Here is a 20094-nt window from a genome sequence, read left to right on the forward strand (position 1 = left end):
CCCTTATGAACCTGGTTTGCTTGGATTTGGAAGGCGTGCTGGTCCCGGAAATTTGGATCGCGTTCGCAAAGGAGACCGGCATCCCGGAGCTCGAGCGCACCACGCGCGATGAGCCCGATTACGACAAGCTGATGGCGTACCGCCTGAACATCCTGCGCGAGCACGGCTTGGGCCTCAAGGAGATCCAGGAAACCATCGCGCGCATCGATCCTCTTCCAGGCGCCAAGGAATTCCTGGACGAGCTGCGCGCCACGACGCAGGCTATCATCATCAGCGACACGTTTACGCAGTTCGCGATGCCTCTCATGGCGAAGCTGGGCTGGCCTACGTTGTTCTGCAACGAGCTCGAGGTTGCCGAAAGCGGCGAGATCACCGGCTTTCGCATGCGCTGCGAGCAGTCGAAGCTGACCACGGTGCGCGCGTTGCAATCGTGCGGGTTCGACACCATCGCCGCAGGCGACAGCTTCAACGACTTGGGCATGATCAAGGCCGGCAAAGCGGGCTTCCTGTTCAAGAGCCCCGATTCCATCAAGGCCGACAATCCCGAGCTGCCGGCCTTCGACGAATACGACGACCTGTTGGCGGCCATCAAGGCAGCGCTGGTTTAGCGTCGCTGTCTTCAAGCGGGCGGCGCGCTGTTCTCGGCGTACCGCCCGCCTTCCATGAGAGCAGCGTGGCCGAGTTCGCAATGACCACGATCGATCCTGCGTTGTGCACGAGCGCCCCCACAACGGGATCGAGCACGCCCGTCATGGCCAGGGCGATTGCGATGAAGTTGAGGGTCATCGAGAACGTCATGTTCAGCTTGATGGCGGTCATCATACGGCGAGAGATCGCAAGCAAGTGGGGAAGGGCTGCGATGTCGTCGTGCACGAGCGCTATGTCGGCGGCGTCCACGGCGATGTCGCTGCCCGTTCCCCCCATGGCAATGCCCACGGTTGCGCGCTTGAGCGCGGGCGCGTCGTTGATGCCGTCGCCCACCATGCATACGGGCTCGCCCGCCGCCTCAAGGCGCTCGATGGCGGCGGTTTTGCTTTCGGGCAGGCAGTTGGCGCTCACGTTCTCGATGCCGACCTGCGCTGCTATGCGCCGTGCCGCTCGGTCGTGGTCTCCCGTCAGAAGGATGGGCTCGATGCCGAGCGCCTTGATGCCCTCGATGGTTTTGCGCGCCGTGTCCCGCACGGTGTCGGACAGGGCGACGAATCCCGCTGCGCGCCCGTTCACGGCGGCGAGCACCAAGGTGCATCCTTGGTCGGCGTGCGGCAGCGAGGACGCCTCGATCCTTTCGATGCCGAGAACTCCCTGCTCCAGCAAAAGCCCCCGGTTGCCGGCAAGCACATCGTTTTCTTGAACGGAAGCTCGAACGCCGCGCCCGGGGATCATCTGGAAGGTTGCGGGGGGCAGGGGGTCGGCTGCGCTCGCTTTGGTTGTCGCGTGCTCGCGCCACCCGCGTACCACCGCCTTGCCCAGGGGATGCTCGCTCATGCTTTCCGCTGAGGCAACCAAGGAGTACAGGCGATCGCCCCCGCTTACGGCGGTTACCTGCGGCTGTCCGTGAGTGAGCGTTCCCGTTTTGTCGAACGCCACTTTGCGCACCGTTGCCAGGCGTTCGAGCGCATCGCCTTCGCGCACAAGAATCCCGTGCTTGGTCACGTTGCCGATGGCCGCCATAATGGCGGTCGGCGTAGCCAGAACCAGAGCGCAAGGGCAGAATACGACCAGGATAGTGACCGCTCGGATGATCTCGCCCGTGACCATCCAGGTGCCGCCAGCGGCCGCCAACGCCACGACGACGATCCACGTAGCCCAGCGGTCGGCCAGCCGAACGATCTTGGCTTTGCCCGCGTCGGCAGATTCCACCAGGCTGATCATGCGGGCGAGCGAGCTGTCCTCGCCAACGCGCTCGGCGCGCATCTCGAACGCTCCGAATTGGTTCACCGTACCGCTTTTCACCTGGTCGCCCGGTGCTTTGTCCACGGGAAGCGGCTCGCCGGTCATCACCGATTCGTCAATGGAGGTGCAGCCGCTGATCACGGTGCCGTCGACCGCCACCGTTTCTCCTGGAAGCACGCGCACAACGTCTCCAGCCTGCACGTCTTGGGCGGGGACGGTGCGCACGTCGTCTCCGTGCACGATACGCGCCGTTCGCGGGGACAGTTTGACCAGGCCCTCGATGCCTGCCCGTGCTTTCGCTACTGTCAGCTCCTCCAAAAGCGCGCCAAGCTGCATGATGAGGGCGACTTCGCCCGCGGCGAAATTCTCGCCGATGGCCACCGCGGCGATGAGCGCCATGGAAACAAGGACGTCGGCTTTGACGTCGAACTCGGTGACCAGGCCTATGACCGCGCCGATCACGATGGGCGCGCCGCATAAGACGATGGCGATCCATGCCGGATCGAAGGGGAGCAGTCCGGGCGCGAAGAAGCTGACGGCAAGCGCCAAGGCCGAAACCGCCAGCAAGACGATGTCTTTGCGGGTGCCGCCCGCATCCATGAGCTCTTCGACCTTTTCCAACGTCGGTATGCGCACCACGACCATCTCCTTATACATATACCTATAGGGGTATATGTATAATAGCGCGCCGATAAAAATTATCCAAGGAAAACTTTTATGGTATGAAGCATGTTTCGCTGTCGTATGGGGGAGCAGCGGGGACCTTGCGCGCGAAAAACCGCCTTCGCTGGCAGGTTTTTGCGTTTAGGGGTTGTCGCATTCGTCCGGGTAGGCGTCTATGAACGCGCGCCGTAGAAGCCCAAAGCTATGACCAGGCAAAACGGAAAGCACGCTGTGCTTCAGCGAAGGGAAGGCTCGACCCGACGACCTCAAACCGTCAAAACCTGCCAGCGAAGGCGGTTTTTCGCGCGCAAGGTCCCCGCTGCGAGGTATGCGGCGACCGACCCGGGTCGGCGATCCTGTCGTACGGCCGCTCTCGGGTCGGCGACCTTGCCGTGCGGTCGCTCTCGGGTCGGCGACTCTGTCGTGCAGCCGAGCCCCGGCTTCAACTGCGCGGCAAGGCGAAGCGCGGCGGTCGGAAGCAACGGGGCGGGGCGTCGAAGCGACTCGCACGGTTTTTCGCGCGCGTAAAACGCCGAACGCTGCGAGCAGGTTGTGATCGCAGCGTTCGGCGTTGGGGCGCGGTGGCTCTTGCGCGCCGTCACTTCATGTTCGAAAAGCGCTCCACCGCTTTCGTGAAGCTTTCTATGGTCTTGTCGGCGTCGCCGTGCTCGATGCCGTCGCGTACGCAATGCTGGATGTGTCCCTCAAGAACTACCTGCCCGCACTTGTGAAGCGCCGATTTTGCGGCGTTGATCTGCGAAAGCACGTCTTCGCAAGGCACGTCTTGGTCCACCATGCGGTCGATGGCCTGCACCTGCCCGATGATTTTCTTCAGCCTGCGATGCAGGTTGTCGGCGTCCATGCACTGCTTCATGACGTTCCTTTCGACGGCGCCGCATGTCCCGTCGTTTGCGGCGCATGCTCGTATTGTACTGGAAAAGCGCAGCCGGCGCGTTCGGGCGCGACGCGGTAGCGCTTCTCGAACCGCAGGAAGAACGCCACCAGCAAACCGGCCGCCATAAGCGAGAACGGCACTCCCGCAAGGCTCGGCCACGCGTATCCGGCTCCTGCGTTGAGCACGGCCTGCCCGATCATCGCCCCGAACGCGTTGCCCAGGTTGTACGCCACCTGCACGCACGCCGACCCGATCATCTCGCCGCCGCCGCGCCCGACGTTCACCATGAGCAGCTGTTGGGGGCTGGATACGAAGAACATGCCGAACGCGCACGCGAACATGAGCGCGGCGGACGATGCCTGCGTTCCCGAGAACAGGAAGATAAGCGCGAGCATCGCGCACCCCACGGTCTGCCCGATTGCCGACGTCTTTCCCGGCGTGGTTCGGTCCGATACGCGCCCGCCCGCCAGCGACCCGATCACCATGCCCAGGCCCGCCAGCACCAAAAGCGCGGGAACCTGGGATGCGGAAAACCCTCCTACGTCGGTCAGCCAGGGCGAGACGTAGCTCCACCAGCAGAACACGCCCGTGTTTCCCAGCAGCACCGCGCCGATGACCAGCCAGGGGCCGGGTTTTTTCAGGAAGCGGAACTGGCCGGCAAGGCCCGCGTCGGGAATGGGATCGATGCGCGGGACGAAGCGCAGCACGAGCAGCAGCGACCCGACGGCCCAAACCGCGACGAAAAGAAACGCCGCGCGCCATGACAGCATGCCCGCCAAAAGCGTGCCGCCGGGCACGCCGAGCATGTTCGCCATCGTCTGGCCGAGCACCATGATGGAGACGGCCTGGCCTTCGTGCCCCGGGTCGGCCAGCTTTTTGGCCGCGATGGTGGCGGTGCCGAAGAACGCGCCGTGGGGAAGTCCCGAAACGAAACGGGCCGCCGTGAGTGCTTCTGCATTGGGAGCTGCCGCGGCGGCGGCGTTGCCGACGATCATCAGCGCCACGAACAGGAGCAAGAGCCTTTTCGGAGGCACGCGCCTTCCGAACACCAGAAACAGCGTTCCTGCGCATACGCCCAGGGCGTACGAGGATATGAAGGTTCCGGCGTCCGGGACGCTGACGCCCAGGCCGGCCGCGGCGATGGGAAGGATGCCCATCATGACGAACTCGGAAAATCCCAAGGCGAACGATCCGGTGGCAAGGGCTATGAGGCTTCGTTTCATGGGTCGGTGCGGTCCTTTCGAGATCGAGCCGACCCAGTATGCCACCGCTGCTGCGGACAGCGCGGCGATTTTACCAGGATTGAACGCGGGTTCACAAAATGTGCGGACGTCGGGCGGGCGGCAGCCTAGCCCGCGTGCGCGGCAGCCGCAACCGCGCACGCGGGCTAGGGCTGCAACCGCCTCAGCCGCCCGCCCGACGACTCAAATCCCTATTCGCCCAGCACGTTGCCCACGCGCACGCATTCGGCGCTGGCTTCGTCGTCGGGGTAGTCCTTGGCGATGACGGAGTCCGCCACGATCAAGCCGGCTTCCTCGGCGCGATGCTCCCAAAGCTCCATCCATTCGCCGTCGTTCCAATCGTACGAGCCGAACAGCACCACCGTGCGACCGGCCAGCTTAGGCTCCACTTCCTCGTACATGGGAAGAAACTCGCCGTCCTCCAGCTCCTCGTCGCCCATAGCGGGGCATCCCAGGGCGAAGGCGTCGTAATCGGCCACGTGGGATGCGTGGAAGTCGGACGCTTGGAAGATGTCCGCCGTGCTTCCCTTCGCGCGCACGCCCTGCGCTATAAGGTCGGCCATGGCCTCGGTGTTTCCCGTTCCGCTCCAGAAAACGATTGCGATCTTGCTCATGTCATGCTCCTATCGGGTTGGTGTTCCTTCGCTGGTCGAGCGACGCGGACGCGTTGCCGAAACAAGCTGCGCGCCCGTGTCGCCCGACGCCTGCGTCGGGGTTCGGCACGTGGTTCTAGCCGGCGGCGCGAAACGCCTCTGCGGCGGGGAAGTCCTCGTCAAGCGAGGCGAGGCATTCCAGGGGAACCCCCTCGTCGAACAAGCACTCGTACACGGTGGTGCAGTTTTTGTAGCAGCAGAAGCATGCTTGGGCGTCGCGTTCCTGCGCGTACACCTTCCAGCAGCCGCTGCACAGGAAGTTCTCGCCGCGGTTCTCGATGAATCCCACCACGTCTTCGTAAGGGTAGCCCAAAAAGAACCCGATCTCGTGAGGGAACGAGCAGCAGCCGGTCAGCTGGCTTTTCACGTCCGTTCCGCAGATGCGGCGGTGCAGGCGCTCTATGCATGTGGAAAGGCAGGAGGGGTCGTAGCCTTCCTTGCGCAGGTATGCCGCTACGTTTTCCTGCTGGATGCTCAGCTTGAGAAGATGGGGTCGGTACACGTATACAAGGGGGCCGGCCGGTCGTCGCGCCAGCACCTCGATGCGCACGCCGCACGGTGCCAGCTTGACGCGCGCGGTGCGAAGCGCCTTCGAGAAGCTGTCCTGGTATTCGTGCGGGTCCACCGGGTTCGGTCCGTTTCCGCGAATTCCCGGCACCGATTCGTCGCGGCAGGTGAACAGGTTGGCCGGCTTGAGCGCTGCCAGCACGGGGGTGCAATGGTGGATGAGCTTTCGCTCGAAGTCCAACCGGTAGTGCATGTCGTCCATAATATCCGTTCTACTCGGAAAAGTTAGGTTAGGGTAACTTATAACGAACGAAGCGGTACGCGTCAAGGGATGCGTGCGAAAAAAGCTGCAAGATGCACTCGATTGCGCTGCGGCGGAGGGGGCCGCGCGCCGGCGACGCGGCGCGAAGGGGGCTTTTCGGCGTCGGCATCGTTTCGCGTGCCCGTTCGCGGCAGGGAAGGAACCGGTCGCAGGCGGGTATCGGGGATGCCGGTTGACCTTGTAATTGTTGCAACCCCCAGGATGGACCCACGCCCGAAAGCGATGAACGCCCGTTTCGGTTTTCATCCGCTTCGTTTCCGTTACGAACCTGTCCAAGCAAGAGCAGCGAAGAAGAAGGAGGCAGAACCATGAAGGCAACCAATAAGAAGACAGCAGCGAAGAATGCTTCGGTCCGCTCGGCGGCGTCGGCATCGTATCCTGGCGCAGACGAGCTTGTGGCTCGGATCGGCCAGCTCCATGGGCAAGAGCTCCGCTGCGCCGTGCGAGGGCTTGACGAAGCCGAGCTTCTGGCGTTCGCGGCATCCGATCGGGTCAGCCGCGCCGCGCGCATCGCCGCCACGGCCGCGCTCGACGACGTCGACCTTTTGATCTCGCTTGCATGCGCCGACGTGGCGACGTTCGTCCGGCGCGACGCCTTGCGCCGCATCGAGGAAGTGCTCGACGAGGGTCCTGTCGCAGCTGAGAAGATCGAGCGCCTGCTGCCGTGCCTTGGCGATCCCGACCTGATCGCGTTCGCCGTGGCCCTGATGGACGAGAGCGGCTTCGACTGGTGCGCGCGCTGCGATCGCGGCGTTGGGCACGTGCTGTGCGCAGCCATGAGCGGATGCCGCTCCATCAACGAGTCCGTTCTGCTGGAAGACGCGTTCGCCCAGCTGGCGCACTGCCGACCCGACTTGCGCGCCGATCTGCAGGCATGCACCCCGGAAAGCTTCATTCCCCGCACCGTGTACACCCCCATGATCGCGAGCGGACCGCTGCTCGTCGACAACGTGGCGTAATCGACGAAAGAAAAGATAGGAGCCCGCTATGAGAAAGACGAACACGCGCAACGCCTTCATCAGGCAGATGCTCGAAAACGAGCGCCTTATTGAGGCATCCCCCGAGTTCAGTTACAAGGCCCTTGTCAAGAGCCGCCAGGATTACGACGAGCTGTACCGCCGATCCATCGAAGAGCCGGAGGCGTTCTGGGGCCAGATGGCGTCCGAGAACCTTGATTGGTACCGCGGCTGGGACGCGGTGGAGGAGTACGACTTCAGCTCGGACGAGCCTTTCGTCCGCTACTTCCGCGGCGGACAGATCAACGTGTCGTACAACTGCCTGGACCGCCACCTGGACGGCCCGCGCCGCAACAAGGCCGCGCTCATCTGGCAGGGGGAACCTTCGGAGGAAGTGGACGTCTACACCTACCAGCGCCTCCACCGCGAGGTTTGCAAGGCGGCCAACATGCTGTCCAGTTTGGGCGTGAAGCGCGGCGACCGCGTGGTGCTGTACCTGCCCATGGTGCCGCAGCTGGTCATCTCCATGCTGGCGTGCGCGCGCATCGGCGCCGTGCACTGCGTGGTGTTCAGCGGGCTTTCCGCCGAAGCGCTCAAAGACCGCATCGAAGACTCGGGCGCTACCGTGGTGATCACCGCGAACTACGGGTACCGTTCCGGCAAGATCCTGCACCTCAAGGACATCTGCGACAAGGCTGTGGAAGCATGCCCGCAGGTCAAGCACTGCGTGGTGGTGCGGCGCATCGAGAAGCGCACGGAAATGGCGGCCGATCGCGACGTGTGGTGGGACGACATCATGGCCGGCGAGGCTCCGTCGTTCGAGCCCGAGCGCATGGAGTCGAACGATCCGCTGTTCATCCTGTACACAAGCGGCAGCACGGCGAAGCCCAAGGGCATCGTCCACGGCAGCGGCGGGTACCTTCTGTACGCGACGCTCACCACGAAGTACTCGTTCGACCTGAAGGAGAACGACATCTTCTGGTGCACTGCCGACGCGGGCTGGATCACGGGCCATTCCTACCTGGTGTACGGGCCTTTGGCCAACGGCGCCACGGCGCTCATGTTCGAGGGCGTTCCCAACTATCCCAAGCCCGACCGGTACTGGGAAGTGGTCGAGAAGTTCGGCGTGAACGTTTTGTACACGGCTCCGACCGCCATTCGCTCCATGATGAAGGACGGCGAGCGCTGGGTGAACGAGCACGACATCAGCAGCTTGCGCTTGCTGGGGTCGGTGGGCGAGCCTATCACGTCGAAAGCGTGGCTGTGGTACTACTCGGCCATCGGCCAGGGCCGATGCCCCATCGCCGACACCTGGTGGCAGACCGAGACCGGCGGCGTCATGATCACCACGCTGCCCGGCGCCGTGGACATGAAGCCCGGATCCGCTGCGCTGCCGTTCTTCGGCATCGTGCCCAAGGTGGTGGGTGCCGACGGCGAGGAAACCGCGGCGGGAGAGTCGGGAAGCCTTATGATCGCGCGCCCGTGGCCTGGCATGATGCTGGGAGTGCACGGGAATCGCGATACGTTCAAGAACGTGTACTTCCCGGTGCCGGGCGCGTACTTGACCGGCGACGGAGCCTATCGCGACGAGGATGGGTACTTCTGGATCACGGGCCGCATCGACGACGTCATCAACGTGTCGGGCCATCGCATCGGCTCGGCCGAGATCGAAAGCGCGCTCGTGTCCTGCCTGCAGGTTGCCGAAGCCGCGGTGGTGGGATACCCCCATCCGGTCAAGGGCGAGGGCATCTACGCGTACGTGACGGTCAAGGAGGGCGCGGTCATCAACGACGACTTGCGTGACGAACTGCGCAATCAGGTGCGCGAGGTCATCGGGCCTATCGCCACGCCCGACGTGATCCACTTCGCGAAGGCGCTGCCCAAGACCCGAAGCGGCAAGATCATGCGTCGTATCCTGCGCAAGATCGCCGCCAAGGAAACCGACAACCTGGGCGAGATATCGACGCTTTCCGAGCCGTCCGTCGTGGCGCAGCTCATCAAGGAAACCGGCCGCATGAGCGCCTAGCCGGTCGATGGAATGGAAGAAGGGCCGCATCGAGGAAAGATGCGGCCCTTCTTTTGCGTTGCACCCGAATTTCAAGCTGCCCTTTGGTTCAAGGCTGCCGTGCGGGCGGGAGCCTCGCCGACCGAGGGCGCCGTTCGTTTCGCCCGCACGGCGCGCATGCGCGCCGTTACTCTTCTATCAAGGTGGATATGTGCAGAAGGTAGTCCTCGGGGGAATCCGAGGTCAGATACGAGTTCACGTCCATCTCGAAAATGGGCCCCGTCTGGGTGAACCCCTCTTCTTCGATGTAGGTCAGCAGGTCGGCGTAGGATTGCGCGACCGTACAAGGGCCTCCCTGGTGCAGGATGACCGCATACGTCCCCTTGGGCTTGCGCAAGATGCGCCCGTCGAGCTTCTCGGGGTTTTTCGGCGGATCGATCCAGGTGATCAGCTTGGTGTAGCGAAACGCTTCAGCGTGCTCGGCGTCCGGGACGTCCACGATCCTTCCCAGGGGAAACGTGGCAACGCTCGCGGCGGTCCTGCAGAACCGCGCGTGCTCGCTGATGGCTTGGGCGTAGGTGTGCTCCGTGTGCGAGCACGCGATGTCGGTGGTGATGAAGCAGAGCTCGTCCCAGTTGGCAAGCGAGGGCTTGCTTTTGGGGAAGCGAAGCGCGCGCTGGGTGATGTAGCGCATCTTCTCCATCATGCCGATGCGCGCGTTCAGCACGTCGCGCTGGCGCTGCAGGCAATCGATGCGTTCTTGAATGCTTCCCAAGAACAGCTCGGTGGTGCGATGGTCTAGGTAATCGCGGATCTCCTTCGTCGACATGCCGGCGTCCATGAAGAAGCGGATGGCGTCGTAGAGGTACAGCTGCTCAAGCGAGTAGTACCGATAGCCGTTGTCGGCTATGATCTTGGGTTTTAGCAGGTCGATGCGGTCGTAGTGGATCAACAGCTCCCTGCTGATGTTGCACATGCGAGAGAATTCTCCCGACGAGAGCAGCATGGGCTGCCTCCTTTCGCGGGCGCGGCGCGGCGCCGGACGATCTTTGGTGCGGCACGGCGCGAGCGACCCGGCTCGAATCCGACCGTTGGTAAAAGGAAATATTAGCACGCGCGCGTACGCAATCGGTCGCGGAAACGGGCAGCGAGGGGAACGCGCCCGCAAGCGACCGTCAATCTTGCGTAAAAAGAGCCGGTACCTGTCAGAAAGTTCTTGATTTCCGACAGGTACCGGATTATTATGTGCTCCTGCATTATGAAAGGTACCTGTCAAACCTTCTGGGGGAGCGCGATATGGACGAGAATTCGAAGTGCTCCAATCACGGGGGCGAAGGCATCGAGGCGGCGGCGAATCGGATCGTCGACGAGCCTGCGCTCGACGCCAACGTGCTGCTCTACGAAAAGCTCGTCGCGCTTCAGCACCTGCTTATACGAAGACGGTTCTCGGTCGAAGGCGGAAGTCCTTTGGCCGATCCGACGCGCGGGCAGGGCAGGATCTTAGCGCTCCTGAAGGTGAAAGACGGCGTGAGTACGAAAGACATGTCCAACGTGCTCGACATCAGGACCTCGTCGCTCAACGAGCTTCTGGGAAAGCTCGAAGGCAAGGGCTACGTTTCCCGCGAGCAGTCGGAAGAAGACGGGCGCGTGATGGTGGTCAAGCTTACGGATAAGGGCCGGGCCGTCAAGCAGCCTTCCGCCAAGGAAGGCCCTGCGGATATGTTCGACTGCCTCGAGGAGTTCGAGAAGGAGCTGTTCGGCTCATACCTCGATCGCGTCGTGGCTGTGCTTGAAGACGAGATAGACGAATGCGAAGAAGGCGGCTTGGAAGCGGTTCGCCGTCAACGCGAAGAGGCGTTTCGAAGGTTGTTCGGCGAGGATGACCGATTCGATGCGGAAGAGGGGCTTCCCCACTTTGCGGCGTTCGGGGCATTGGCCCATTTTGAAGGATTCGATTCGTTCGGCGGCAAACGGCGCGATGGTCGCGACGGCACCCGGCGCGGCGGTAGGCGAGGAGGCAGCATACATGAGGGAGCATAATAAAACGAACGTCCCGGACTCGAGGAGGAGCGTCGTGGTGGGCGCGTCCTCCGTTGCTCCGGCGAACGTGATCGATCCGTTTGCCGAAGGCGCCTTCTCCGGCGGCTTTTCCGAGGAGATGCGGGCCATGGCGTTCGGGCTGGTCTTGCAGCTTGGCGAGGACGACTCGGATCTGCGCGCCGCGAACGAAGACGGCGAGATCGTCGGGTCTGCGGCTACGTTTCGCCTCGCGCACCAAGAAGATATAGCCACCATCTGCGATTTCCGCTGCGCGCAGTCGGTCGAGTACTGGGGGCTCGCCCCGTCAGGCGATGCGTGCAGGCTGTTCCATGCCGAGACCGAGGCGTTCCTGCGCCGCACGCTCAACACCAGCGTGTTCTTCGCGCTGGTGGAGCAGGGCGGCGAGGTTGTCTCGATGTCCGGCCTGGAAGCTGCCGACCGCATTCCCACCATCAGCGCCCACGGCGGCGCTCAGCGCAGCGCTACCGTGGTTGCGTGCTACACGCCGCCGCAGCATCGCGGCAGGGGGTTCATGCGCCGCATGCTGTCGGCATGGACGTCCATGGCCCCTATGCTGGGCATCGACACCATCTACATGGAAACGCACAACGATTCGATGCGGCACCTGGCGCAATCGGCCGGCTACGAGCATGTGTCCGACAAGTACCGTCTGACCCTGCCCGTGGGCGAGCCGCTTGGCACCGACGCCGATTCTCAGGTGCGGTTGGTCGCCGCCTGCTAGCTTGGCGGGGCTTGCGCTCCGTTAGTTCAGCGCTATCGTGGCGGACGTGCTGACGGGGGCTCGGGGCGACTCCGATGCTGAGGCGTACGCCGCCGTTGCCTGCGCGGGGCCCTGCCCTGCGTCGACGGCGGTCATGAGCGCTTTCCAGTTCTCGGGATCGGGTGTGACCAGCCACAACTGCGTTTCCTCGTCGATGCCTCCGGTGTACGGACCGCTGGTGGCGTGCACGGTGATCTGCGACCCGTCGACAAGCTCGTCGGCCCACAGCGACTGCGTTTCAAGCGTCACGTTCGTGGTGACGAACCCCTGCAGGGCTCCAAGCAGGGTCTTGGTTTGCGAAGGGTCGGCGAACGCCAGTTGGATGAGGTTCACCATCATCTGCCGATCCACCACCTGGCGCATCATGTCCTGCTCCAGGTTGTAGTCGCCGTAGCTTGTGCGGGTGCGCGAAAGCGCCATCGCGCGCCATGGCGTCAGAGTCTGCTCACCCTCGGCGAACTGCTCGTTGGGGTAGTCCTTCGTGTAGAAGCTGTAGTCCAGGGCGTACGGCAGGTTCACGTTCAGGCCGCCGAAGTGCTCCACGATGCCTTGGAGCCCCTCGAACCCGATCACAACGTACTGCGTCACGTCCACGCCCGCGACGCTCGAAACCGCAGCGCACTGGGCTTCGGGGCCTTGGTTGCAGTACACCTGGTTGAGCTTCGACACGCCGCCGTCCGGCGCTACGTACTTGGTGTCGCGCGGAACGGTGACCAGCGATATCTGGTTGCGCTCGAAATCCAGGCGCATGAGCATCATGAGGTCCGCGCGCCCCGGGGTGTAGGCGCCCCAGGAGTCGTCGCCTATGACGAGCACGTACTGGGCGTCGGGGTGCTCCGGCTGGGCAAGCGGCGCATCGCGCACCGTTTGCGCGTCGAGCGCGTCGGTTGCGGTCTTGCTGTCGGGTTGCTGCGCGGCGGAGCACGAGCAGAGCAGCGCCGCCAAAAGCGCTCCCGCCAGCACGAGGACCGCCTTCCCGACAAGGTTCGCCTTTCCCGTTTTCGTCATGTCCACCCTCCCTTTGATGGTGCTGCTGCATTGTCGCGTCTGCGCGCTCTATGGTAGCGCACGGCGGGTCTTGCGGGAAAGCGCTCTCTGGCCGAGCGGAAAAAACCGCCCTGATCGAGCCGCGTCGCCATCTGCGGAAAGCCGTTGGGGCGCTTAAACCGCTCGCTCGCGGGGCATAGCCGTGCAATTTCGCAAAAAATCCTTTTCCCAGGTGGTTCTTGCGGCAAAACATGACCAGACGAAGGTCGTTTGCCGCTATAATTATGCACCTGGATCGCCGTGCTGGTAGGGAGAGACCGCAGGTGACGGCGTCCGAGTTCCCGCGAGCGAGATCGGTTGGCGGGAACCCCTGTCAATATTTGATCGACAATGGAGGAATCGAATGGCATCTACCGACGCGCCCGCGCGCTCTGCGTGGTCGGGCAAATGGGCGTTCATCCTGGCTGCGGCCGCTTCGGCCGTGGGCTTGGGAAACATGTGGCGCTTCCCGTACTTGGCCGCCCAATACGGAGGCGGCACCTTTTTGATCACGTACCTGGTGCTGGTGTTCACGTTCGGCGTATCGCTGCTGCTGCTTGAGACGGCGCTTGGCCGCAAGACCGGCCAATCCGCCATCGGCGCGTTCAAGAGCTTCGGCAAGAAGTACGCGTTCATCGGCATTTTGGCATCGGTGGTGCCGTTCATCATCACGCCGTACTACTGCATCATCGGCGGCTGGGTGACGAAGTACACTGCTGCGTACCTGATCAACGGCCCCGAGGCGCTTGCCGACGGCGGCGACTTCTTCACCGGGTTCATCACCAGCAACACCGAGAGCTTCCTGTGGATGCTGCTGTTCATGGCCGTCGTGTTCATCGTGGTGTCCCTGGGCGTGAAGGGCGGCATCGAGAAGGCCAACCTGGTCATGATGCCGGCGCTCATCATCATGGCCGTGGGCATTTCCATCTACACGCTCACCATGCCCGGCGCTCTTGAAGGCGCTCTGTACTACCTGGTGCCCGACTTCAGCAAGTTCTCTCCCGAACTGGTGATCGGCGCGCTCGGCCAGATGTTCTACAGTTTGTCGCTCGCCATGGGCATTATGATCACCTACGGCTCTTACCTGGACAAGAAGTCCAGCCTGACCTCGAGCGTCACGCGTATCGGCGGCTTCGATATCGGCGTGTCGTTCCTGGCCGGCCTCATGATCGTGCCCGCCGCGTTCGTGGCCATGGGCTCGGGCGAGGCCGTTGCGGAGAACTCCGGCCCGTCGCTTATGTTCGTCATCTTGCCCACCGTGTTCGCGGACATGGGCGGTGCTGCTACCATCATGGGCTTTCTGTTCTTCCTGCTGGTGCTGTTCGCGGCGCTGACCAGCGCTATTTCCCTTACCGAAACCTGCGTCTCCATCGTGCAGGACGGTGCCGGCTGGTCGCGCAAGAAGGCACTCATCACCGTTATCGGCGTGGTGGTCGCAGCGGGAATCTTCGTCAACTTGGGGTACAACGGCCTGTCGTTCATCGAGCCGTTGGGTCCGGGATCGAGCCTGCTCGACTTCTTCGACTTCATCTCCAACTCGGTGATCATGCCTATCGTTGCGCTTCTTACCTGCGTCTTCGTTGGCTGGATCATCAAGCCGAAGACCATCATCGACGAAGTGGAGCTGACCGGTCCGTTCAAGATCAAGAATGCCTGGGCGTTCATGATCAAGTATGTCGCGCCGGTGCTGGTGGTCGTCATCCTGGTGGCGTTCGTCGCTCAAACGTTCGGGCTGATCAAGTTCTAGCGTCGCTTTGCGTTCGCCTGTCGCATGTTTTCGAAGCGCCCCGCATCGTCGGGGCGCTTCGTGCGTTGAGGTGCGGCCTGCCCGATCCGGCGCTGCGCCGGATCGGGCAGGCCGCACGAGGCGGCGGGCCGCCAGCCCGCACGGGCACACGCCGGGAAACATTGTCGCCCCAAACGGACGCTTTGACGGCGAAAACCGTACGTTTGGGGCGACAATGCGGTCCGGCGCGGTCCGGTGCGCGAAGTTGCATGCGCTGATGGGTTTGCTGATAGGTTGCGTGGGGTCTGTACGTGCAGGCGCACGGACCCTTTTCATTTGCTATCATGGTTCGATACGTTTCAAACGCTTGAGAAGGATTACTCCATGTCATTGTCCATCGGTATCGTCGGCCTGCCGAACGTCGGCAAGTCCACGTTGTTCACCGCTCTTACCAACAAGGGCGGCCTTGCTGCTAACTATCCCTTCGCCACCATCGAGCCCAACGTGGGCGTGGTGCCCGTGCCCGACGCGCGCCTGGACGCGCTGGCCAACATCGATCATCCTACGCGCATCGTGCCCGCCACCATCGAGTTCGTGGACATTGCGGGCCTGGTGGCCGGCGCCAGCCAAGGCGAGGGCCTTGGCAACCAGTTCCTTGCGAATATCCGCGAAACGGACGCCATCTGCGAGGTCGTGCGTTTCTTCGGCGACCCCGACGTGGTGCACGTTGCGGGCAAGGTGGATCCGCACAGCGACGTGGATACCATCAAGACCGAGCTCATGCTGGCCGACATGGCCACCATCGAGAAAGCGCTGCCGCGCCTGGAGAAGGAAGCGAAGCGCGACAAGGACGGCGCCAAGAAGGTCGAAGCGGCTAAGAAGGTGCTCGCGGGCCTGGACGAGGGGCATCGCGCGCGCACGCTGGGGCTTGACGAGGACGAGCAGGCCGCCATTTACGATTTGCACCTGCTGACCATGAAGCCCATGCTCTACATCGCCAACGTGGACGAGGATCAGCTGGACGCCGAACTGCCCGAGATCGACGGGTGCCGCCCCGTGCCGATCAGCGCGAAGGTGGAGGCGGACCTGGCCGAGCTGGATCCGGAGGAGGCGAAGGAGTACCTGGAGGCCATGGGCCTTGAGGAAAGCGGCCTGGCCCGTTTGGTGCGCGAAGCGTACAAGCTGCTGGGTTTGCAGTCGTACTTCACCACGGGCGTGCAGGAAACGCGCGCTTGGACTATCCCCATCGGCGCGAAGGCTCCGCAGGCCGCGGGCGTCATCCATACCGATTTCGAGCGCGGCTTCATCAAGGCCGAAACGGCCTCGTACGAGGACTACGTGGGCCTGGGCGGCGAAAAGGGCTGTCGCGACGCCGGCAAGCTGCGCCAAGAAGGCAAGGAGTACGTCGTCCAGGACGGCGACGTCATGCACTTCAAGTTCAACGTGTAAGCAGCGCGATGATGCGATAAGCTGCATAACAGCCTTTCGTCAGGCGTTATGCAGCTTTTTTATTGGGGGAACGTGCGGAGGACGAACATGCAGACGAGCGAAGAGTTGGCGCCGTTGGGCTTCGGGTTCATGCGGCTGCCGGAAACGGAACTTTCGGACGGGTCGAAGGAGATCGACATCGAGCAGGTCAAGGAAATGGTCGACCTGTTCATGGACGCGGGCTTCACGTACTTCGACACGGCGCGCGGCTACCATGGCGGCAGATCCGAGGCTGCGTTGCGCGCGTCGCTCGTCGAGCGCTATCCGCGCGAATCGTTCCAGATCGCCACGAAGCTGCCGGCGTGGCTGGCGAAGGACGCCGATCATGCGCGCGCCATGTTCGACAAGTCCTTGCGCGAAACCGGCGCGGGCTACTTCGATTACTTTCTGCTGCACAACCTGGGGGAGGACCGCACCGCCCAGTTCGACGAGTACGGTCTGTGGGACTTTCTTGCGCAGAAGAAGGAAAAGGGCCTGATTCGCAATCTGGGCTTTTCCATTCATGACAAGGCCGACGTGCTCGAAGAGGTTCTGGCCGCTCATCCGAACATGGATTTCGTGCAGGTGCAGATCAACTACGCCGATTGGGAAAGCCCGACCATCGAATCGCGCAAGTGCTACGAGGTTGCGCGCGCCCATGGCCTGCCCGTGGTGGTGATGGAGCCCATCAAGGGCGGATCGCTCGTGAAGCTTCCCGATGCGGCGGCAAACCTGCTGAGCGTGGCGCAGCCCGACGCGTCCCTGGCCTCGTGGGCATTGCGCTTCGCCGCGTCGCTGCCGGGCGTGGTTTCCGTTCTGTCCGGCATGTCCACTCCCGATCAGGTGCGGGAGAACGTGCGGATCATGCGCGACGCCCGGCCGATGGCCAGCGAGGAGCGCGCGCTGCTCGATCAGGTGCGGGCTATTCTGGACGGCATCTCCACGGTGCCCTGCACGGATTGCCGGTACTGCCTAAAGAACTGCCCGCAGGACGTGCGCATTCCGGCGGCGCTCGCGTCGCTCAACATCCTGGCGCTTTACCATGACGAGTTCCGCGCCCAGGAAAACTACGATTGGAACGTGTCGGACGGCCTCGCGTCGTCGTGCATTGCGTGCGGCGCGTGCGAAGACGTGTGCCCGCAGCATATCCCCATCGTCGAGGAACTGGCGCGCGCGGCAGAGCTGTTCGAGCGCTAAAGGAGGAGCATGGCAGCGTACGACAACGAAAGCGCGTACGATAACGAGAGCGCTCGCCGCGACGGACCCGTTGTCGTCGGGCCCGGGCAGCAGGCGGGCGTCGAGCCTTTGGAGGATTTTTTCGCGCGCACGCCGCGCGTAGCGGTGGCGTTTTCGGGCGGGTGCGATTCCTCGTATTTGCTTGCCGCCGCATTGCGGGCCGGGTGCCAGGTGAAAGCGTACGGCGTGCGCACGGCGTTTCAGCCTGCGTTCGAGGTCGAGGACGCGCTTCGCTTGGCAGGCCAGCTCGGAGCCGATTTCGAGCTGATAGACGCCGACGTCCTGTCGCACGCCGACATCTGCGAAAACGCGCCTGATCGCTGCTATCGATGCAAGACGTTCATCTTCTCGACCATTCTCGAGCGCATGGCGCGCGACGGGTACGAGGTGCTGGTCGACGGCACGAACACCACCGATGATCCGGCGAACCGCCCCGGCTTCCGGGCGCTTGCGGAGCTGGGCGTGATCTCGCCCCTGCGTCGCGGCGGGTTGTCGAAAGACGACGTGCGCGCCGCCTCGCGGGAGCTTGGCCTGTTCACCGCCGACAAGCCGAGCTTTTCGTGCCTGGCCGTGCACGTGCCGAAAGGCGAGGCGTTGACGGCGGATTCCCTGCTGCGGGCTGCCGAGACGTCGGGTGCCGCCCGAATCATGGCCGACCGCCGCTCCGGGGCGAGCATGGAACGCATTTTGGAGACCGAGCGCTTGACCTTGCGAAAAATGGGCGAAGGCGATTTGGACGCGCTTCGGATCATCTTGCAGGACCCCGATGTCATGTATGCCTACGAAGGCCCCTTCGATGAGACTGGCGTGCGGGAGTGGCTCGATCGGCAGACGGCGCGCTATCGTACCGATGGTTTCGGGCTTTGGGCCGTGGTGCTCAAGGAGACGGATCGCATGATCGGACAGTGCGGGGTCACGTTGCAGGAATATCGAGACGCCCAGGTCATGGAGGTGGGCTACCTGTTCATGAAAGCGTTCTGGCATCGGGGGTACGCGACCGAGGCAGCCATTGCTTGTCGCGACTACGCCTTCGACGCCTTGGGTGCTCGCGAGGTGTATTCTTTGATTCGCGACACGAATGAACCGTCGCAGGCGGTTGCTCGCCGAAACGGCATGACCCCGCGTGCAACGGTGGTGAAGCACTACCGCGGGGTGCGCATGCCCCATGTGGCGTTTTCCATCACGAGGGAAGAGCGCGATGCTTTGGCCGACCGCCGCGCCTCGCAGTAGCTGCGGCGCTTTCTCCGGTGTTGCCCCAGGCGTATACTGAGCGGATAGATTCAAGCAGACGAGGATACGGCGCATGCGCGCCGTGGGAGGCGGCGCGCTATGGCATACGTGTTCACGCACGCAACGGTGCTCGACGGTACGGAAGGTATGGCTCCCTTGCCGAACATGACGGTGGTCGTGGACGACGCCGGGTGCATCGACAAGGTGGGACCCGCAGCCAGCACGGTGCCGCCTGCGGGCGCGGAGGAAATCGACCTGGCCGGCGCGTACCTCATGCCCGGCCTGATCAACGCGCATGTGCATCTGTGCGGGTCGGGCAAGCCGCTGAGCGCGGGCGGCGCGGGTCACCTCATAGACGGCGTGGTGGGAAACCCGGTGGGCAGGTGGGCGCTTCGCCACGTCCTGCGAAGTCACGCGCAGCAGCAGCTGGCAAGCGGCGTGACCACGGTGCGCTCGGTGGGCGATCCGGGGTTCGCCGACGTGGAGGTGCGCGACGCCATCAACGCAGGCGCGTTCCCGGGGCCGCGACTGCTCGCGTCCGGCGTGGGCGTTACCGTGCCGGGCGGTCACGGCGCGGGCTTGTTCGCTCATGTGGCGAGCACGCCCGAGCAGGCGCGCGAGATCGTTCGCACGTGCTTCGCGCACGCGTGTGACCACGTGAAGCTGTTCATCACGGGCGGCGTGTTCGACGCAGAGGTCGAAGGGGAGCCGGGCGTGCTGCGCATGCCGCCCGACATCGCCCGCGCGGCCGTGGACGAGGCGCACAAGCTGGGCATGCGCACCGCCGCGCACATCGAGAGCGCCGAAGGCGTGCGCGTCGGCCTGGAGGCGGGGGTGGACACCATCGAACATGGCGCCGAACTGGATGACGAGCTGATCGCGCTGTTCAAGCGCAACGGCGCGAGTCGCTCGTCTTCGCTCACCTGCACCGTGTCTCCCGCGCTGCCGTTCGTGAAGCTTTCGCCCGAGAAGACGAAATCGACCGAGGTCCAGAAGGTGAACGGCCGCATCGTCTACGAGGGCATCGTGCGTGCCGCCCAGCAGGCATTGGAGGCGGGCATCCCCGTGGGTTTGGGAACCGATTCGTCGTGCCCGTACATCACGCACTACGACATGTGGCGCGAGGTGGTGTACTTCGAGCGCATCGTAGGCGCTTCGCGGCAGATGGCGCTCCATGTTGCCACGCTGGGAAACGCGCGTATTCTGGGCTTGGGCGACGAGACCGGTTCGATCGAACCCGGCAAATCGGCCGACCTCATCGTGCTCGACCGCAACCCTCTTGAAAACCTGGAGGTGCTGCGGGATGTGCGCATGGTCATGGTTCGCGGCGCGCTCGACCGCCATCCGCGCGTGAAGCGCCTTTCGCAGCTGGATGCGGAACTGGACGGCTTTCTGCCGAAGGCGCAGGCGTAGCTTTCTGCGTGCCGCCCTGCATGTGCGGGACGGCACGCAG

Annotated in this window: 17 protein-coding genes; 10 read left to right on the forward strand and 7 right to left on the reverse strand. The window is 63.6% G+C overall.

Annotated elements, in window-relative coordinates; all coding sequences use genetic code 11:
* The first annotated feature begins 5 nt into the window (after positions 1-5).
* Complete coding sequence (thrH, locus tag LG373_RS01950) at positions 6-608, forward strand: bifunctional phosphoserine phosphatase/homoserine phosphotransferase ThrH (RefSeq protein ID WP_114566836.1); 603 nt, start codon at positions 6-8, stop codon at positions 606-608.
* On the opposite strand, the gene LG373_RS01955 is transcribed toward thrH, so the two are convergent.
* From LG373_RS01955 to LG373_RS01975, 5 genes are all read right to left on the reverse strand, one after another.
* Complete coding sequence (locus LG373_RS01955) at positions 589-2538, reverse strand: cation-translocating P-type ATPase (protein WP_225748987.1); 1950 nt, start codon at positions 2536-2538, stop codon at positions 589-591. The genes thrH and LG373_RS01955 overlap by 20 nt on opposite strands.
* A 616-nt stretch (positions 2539-3154) precedes the next feature.
* Positions 3155-3430 (reverse strand): metal-sensing transcriptional repressor, encoded by a 276-nt coding sequence (locus LG373_RS01960; RefSeq protein WP_114566838.1) that lies wholly within the window; start codon positions 3428-3430, stop codon positions 3155-3157.
* Positions 3427-4674, reverse strand: a complete 1248-nt coding sequence (locus LG373_RS01965; protein WP_225748838.1) for an MFS transporter — start codon at positions 4672-4674, stop codon at positions 3427-3429. Before LG373_RS01965 ends, LG373_RS01960 begins: the two co-directional genes overlap by 4 nt.
* Before the next feature lie 209 nt (positions 4675-4883).
* On the reverse strand, positions 4884-5306 hold the full coding sequence (locus tag LG373_RS01970) for a flavodoxin (RefSeq protein ID WP_114566840.1): 423 nt from the start codon (positions 5304-5306) through the stop codon (positions 4884-4886).
* Between the two features lie 115 nt (positions 5307-5421).
* On the reverse strand, positions 5422-6114 hold the full coding sequence (locus tag LG373_RS01975; RefSeq protein ID WP_114566841.1) for a DUF3793 family protein: 693 nt from the start codon (positions 6112-6114) through the stop codon (positions 5422-5424).
* Positions 6115-6482: 368 nt separating this feature from the next.
* On the opposite strand from LG373_RS01975, the gene LG373_RS01980 reads away from it, so the two are divergent.
* Together LG373_RS01980 and acs are read left to right on the forward strand one after the other, a co-directional pair.
* Positions 6483-7133 carry a hypothetical protein gene (locus LG373_RS01980; RefSeq protein ID WP_225748839.1) on the forward strand — a complete coding sequence of 217 codons (651 nt, stop codon included), beginning with the start codon at positions 6483-6485 and terminating at the stop codon, positions 7131-7133.
* Between the two features lie 28 nt (positions 7134-7161).
* Positions 7162-9156, forward strand: coding sequence for an acetate--CoA ligase (gene acs, locus LG373_RS01985; protein ID WP_114566843.1), 1995 nt, complete (start codon positions 7162-7164; stop codon positions 9154-9156).
* A gap of 166 nt (positions 9157-9322) precedes the next feature.
* Here the strand turns inward: acs and LG373_RS01990 are convergent, their stop codons facing one another.
* Positions 9323-10141, reverse strand: coding sequence for a MerR family transcriptional regulator (locus LG373_RS01990; protein ID WP_114566844.1), 819 nt, complete (start codon positions 10139-10141; stop codon positions 9323-9325).
* Positions 10142-10431: 290 nt separating this feature from the next.
* Between LG373_RS01990 and LG373_RS01995 the strand changes: the two genes are divergently transcribed.
* Both LG373_RS01995 and LG373_RS02000 read left to right on the forward strand, forming a co-directional pair.
* Positions 10432-11175, forward strand: a complete 744-nt coding sequence (locus tag LG373_RS01995; RefSeq protein ID WP_114566845.1) for a MarR family transcriptional regulator — start codon at positions 10432-10434, stop codon at positions 11173-11175.
* Positions 11162-11917 carry a GNAT family N-acetyltransferase gene (locus LG373_RS02000; protein ID WP_147269863.1) on the forward strand — a complete coding sequence of 252 codons (756 nt, stop codon included), beginning with the start codon at positions 11162-11164 and terminating at the stop codon, positions 11915-11917. Before LG373_RS01995 ends, LG373_RS02000 begins: the two co-directional genes overlap by 14 nt.
* A 21-nt stretch (positions 11918-11938) precedes the next feature.
* Here LG373_RS02000 and LG373_RS02005 read toward each other — a convergent pair whose 3' ends face one another.
* Positions 11939-12964, reverse strand: coding sequence for an LCP family protein (locus LG373_RS02005; RefSeq protein WP_225748840.1), 1026 nt, complete (start codon positions 12962-12964; stop codon positions 11939-11941).
* Positions 12965-13346: 382 nt separating this feature from the next.
* Between LG373_RS02005 and LG373_RS02010 the strand changes: the two genes are divergently transcribed.
* From LG373_RS02010 to LG373_RS02030, 5 genes are all read left to right on the forward strand, one after another.
* Entirely contained in the window at positions 13347-14729 is a 1383-nt protein-coding gene (locus LG373_RS02010) for a sodium-dependent transporter (protein ID WP_114566848.1), read from the forward strand.
* 363 nt (positions 14730-15092) lie between these two features.
* Positions 15093-16157: a redox-regulated ATPase YchF gene (gene ychF, locus LG373_RS02015; protein WP_225748841.1), complete on the forward strand. Its 1065-nt coding sequence runs from the start codon at positions 15093-15095 to the stop codon at positions 16155-16157.
* 87 nt (positions 16158-16244) lie between these two features.
* Positions 16245-17372, forward strand: a complete 1128-nt coding sequence (locus LG373_RS02020; protein ID WP_225748842.1) for an aldo/keto reductase — start codon at positions 16245-16247, stop codon at positions 17370-17372.
* Positions 17373-17381: 9 nt separating this feature from the next.
* The gene (locus LG373_RS02025; RefSeq protein ID WP_225748843.1) at positions 17382-18641 is read left to right on the forward strand and encodes a GNAT family N-acetyltransferase; all 1260 of its coding nucleotides are present in this window, start codon (positions 17382-17384) and stop codon (positions 18639-18641) included.
* A gap of 99 nt (positions 18642-18740) precedes the next feature.
* On the forward strand, positions 18741-20054 hold the full coding sequence (locus LG373_RS02030; protein WP_225748844.1) for an amidohydrolase family protein: 1314 nt from the start codon (positions 18741-18743) through the stop codon (positions 20052-20054).
* Positions 20055-20094: the final 40 nt, after the last annotated feature.

Source organism: Paraeggerthella sp. Marseille-Q4926 (genome assembly GCF_916618935.1).
Classification (GTDB): domain Bacteria; phylum Actinomycetota; class Coriobacteriia; order Coriobacteriales; family Eggerthellaceae; genus Paraeggerthella; species Paraeggerthella hominis.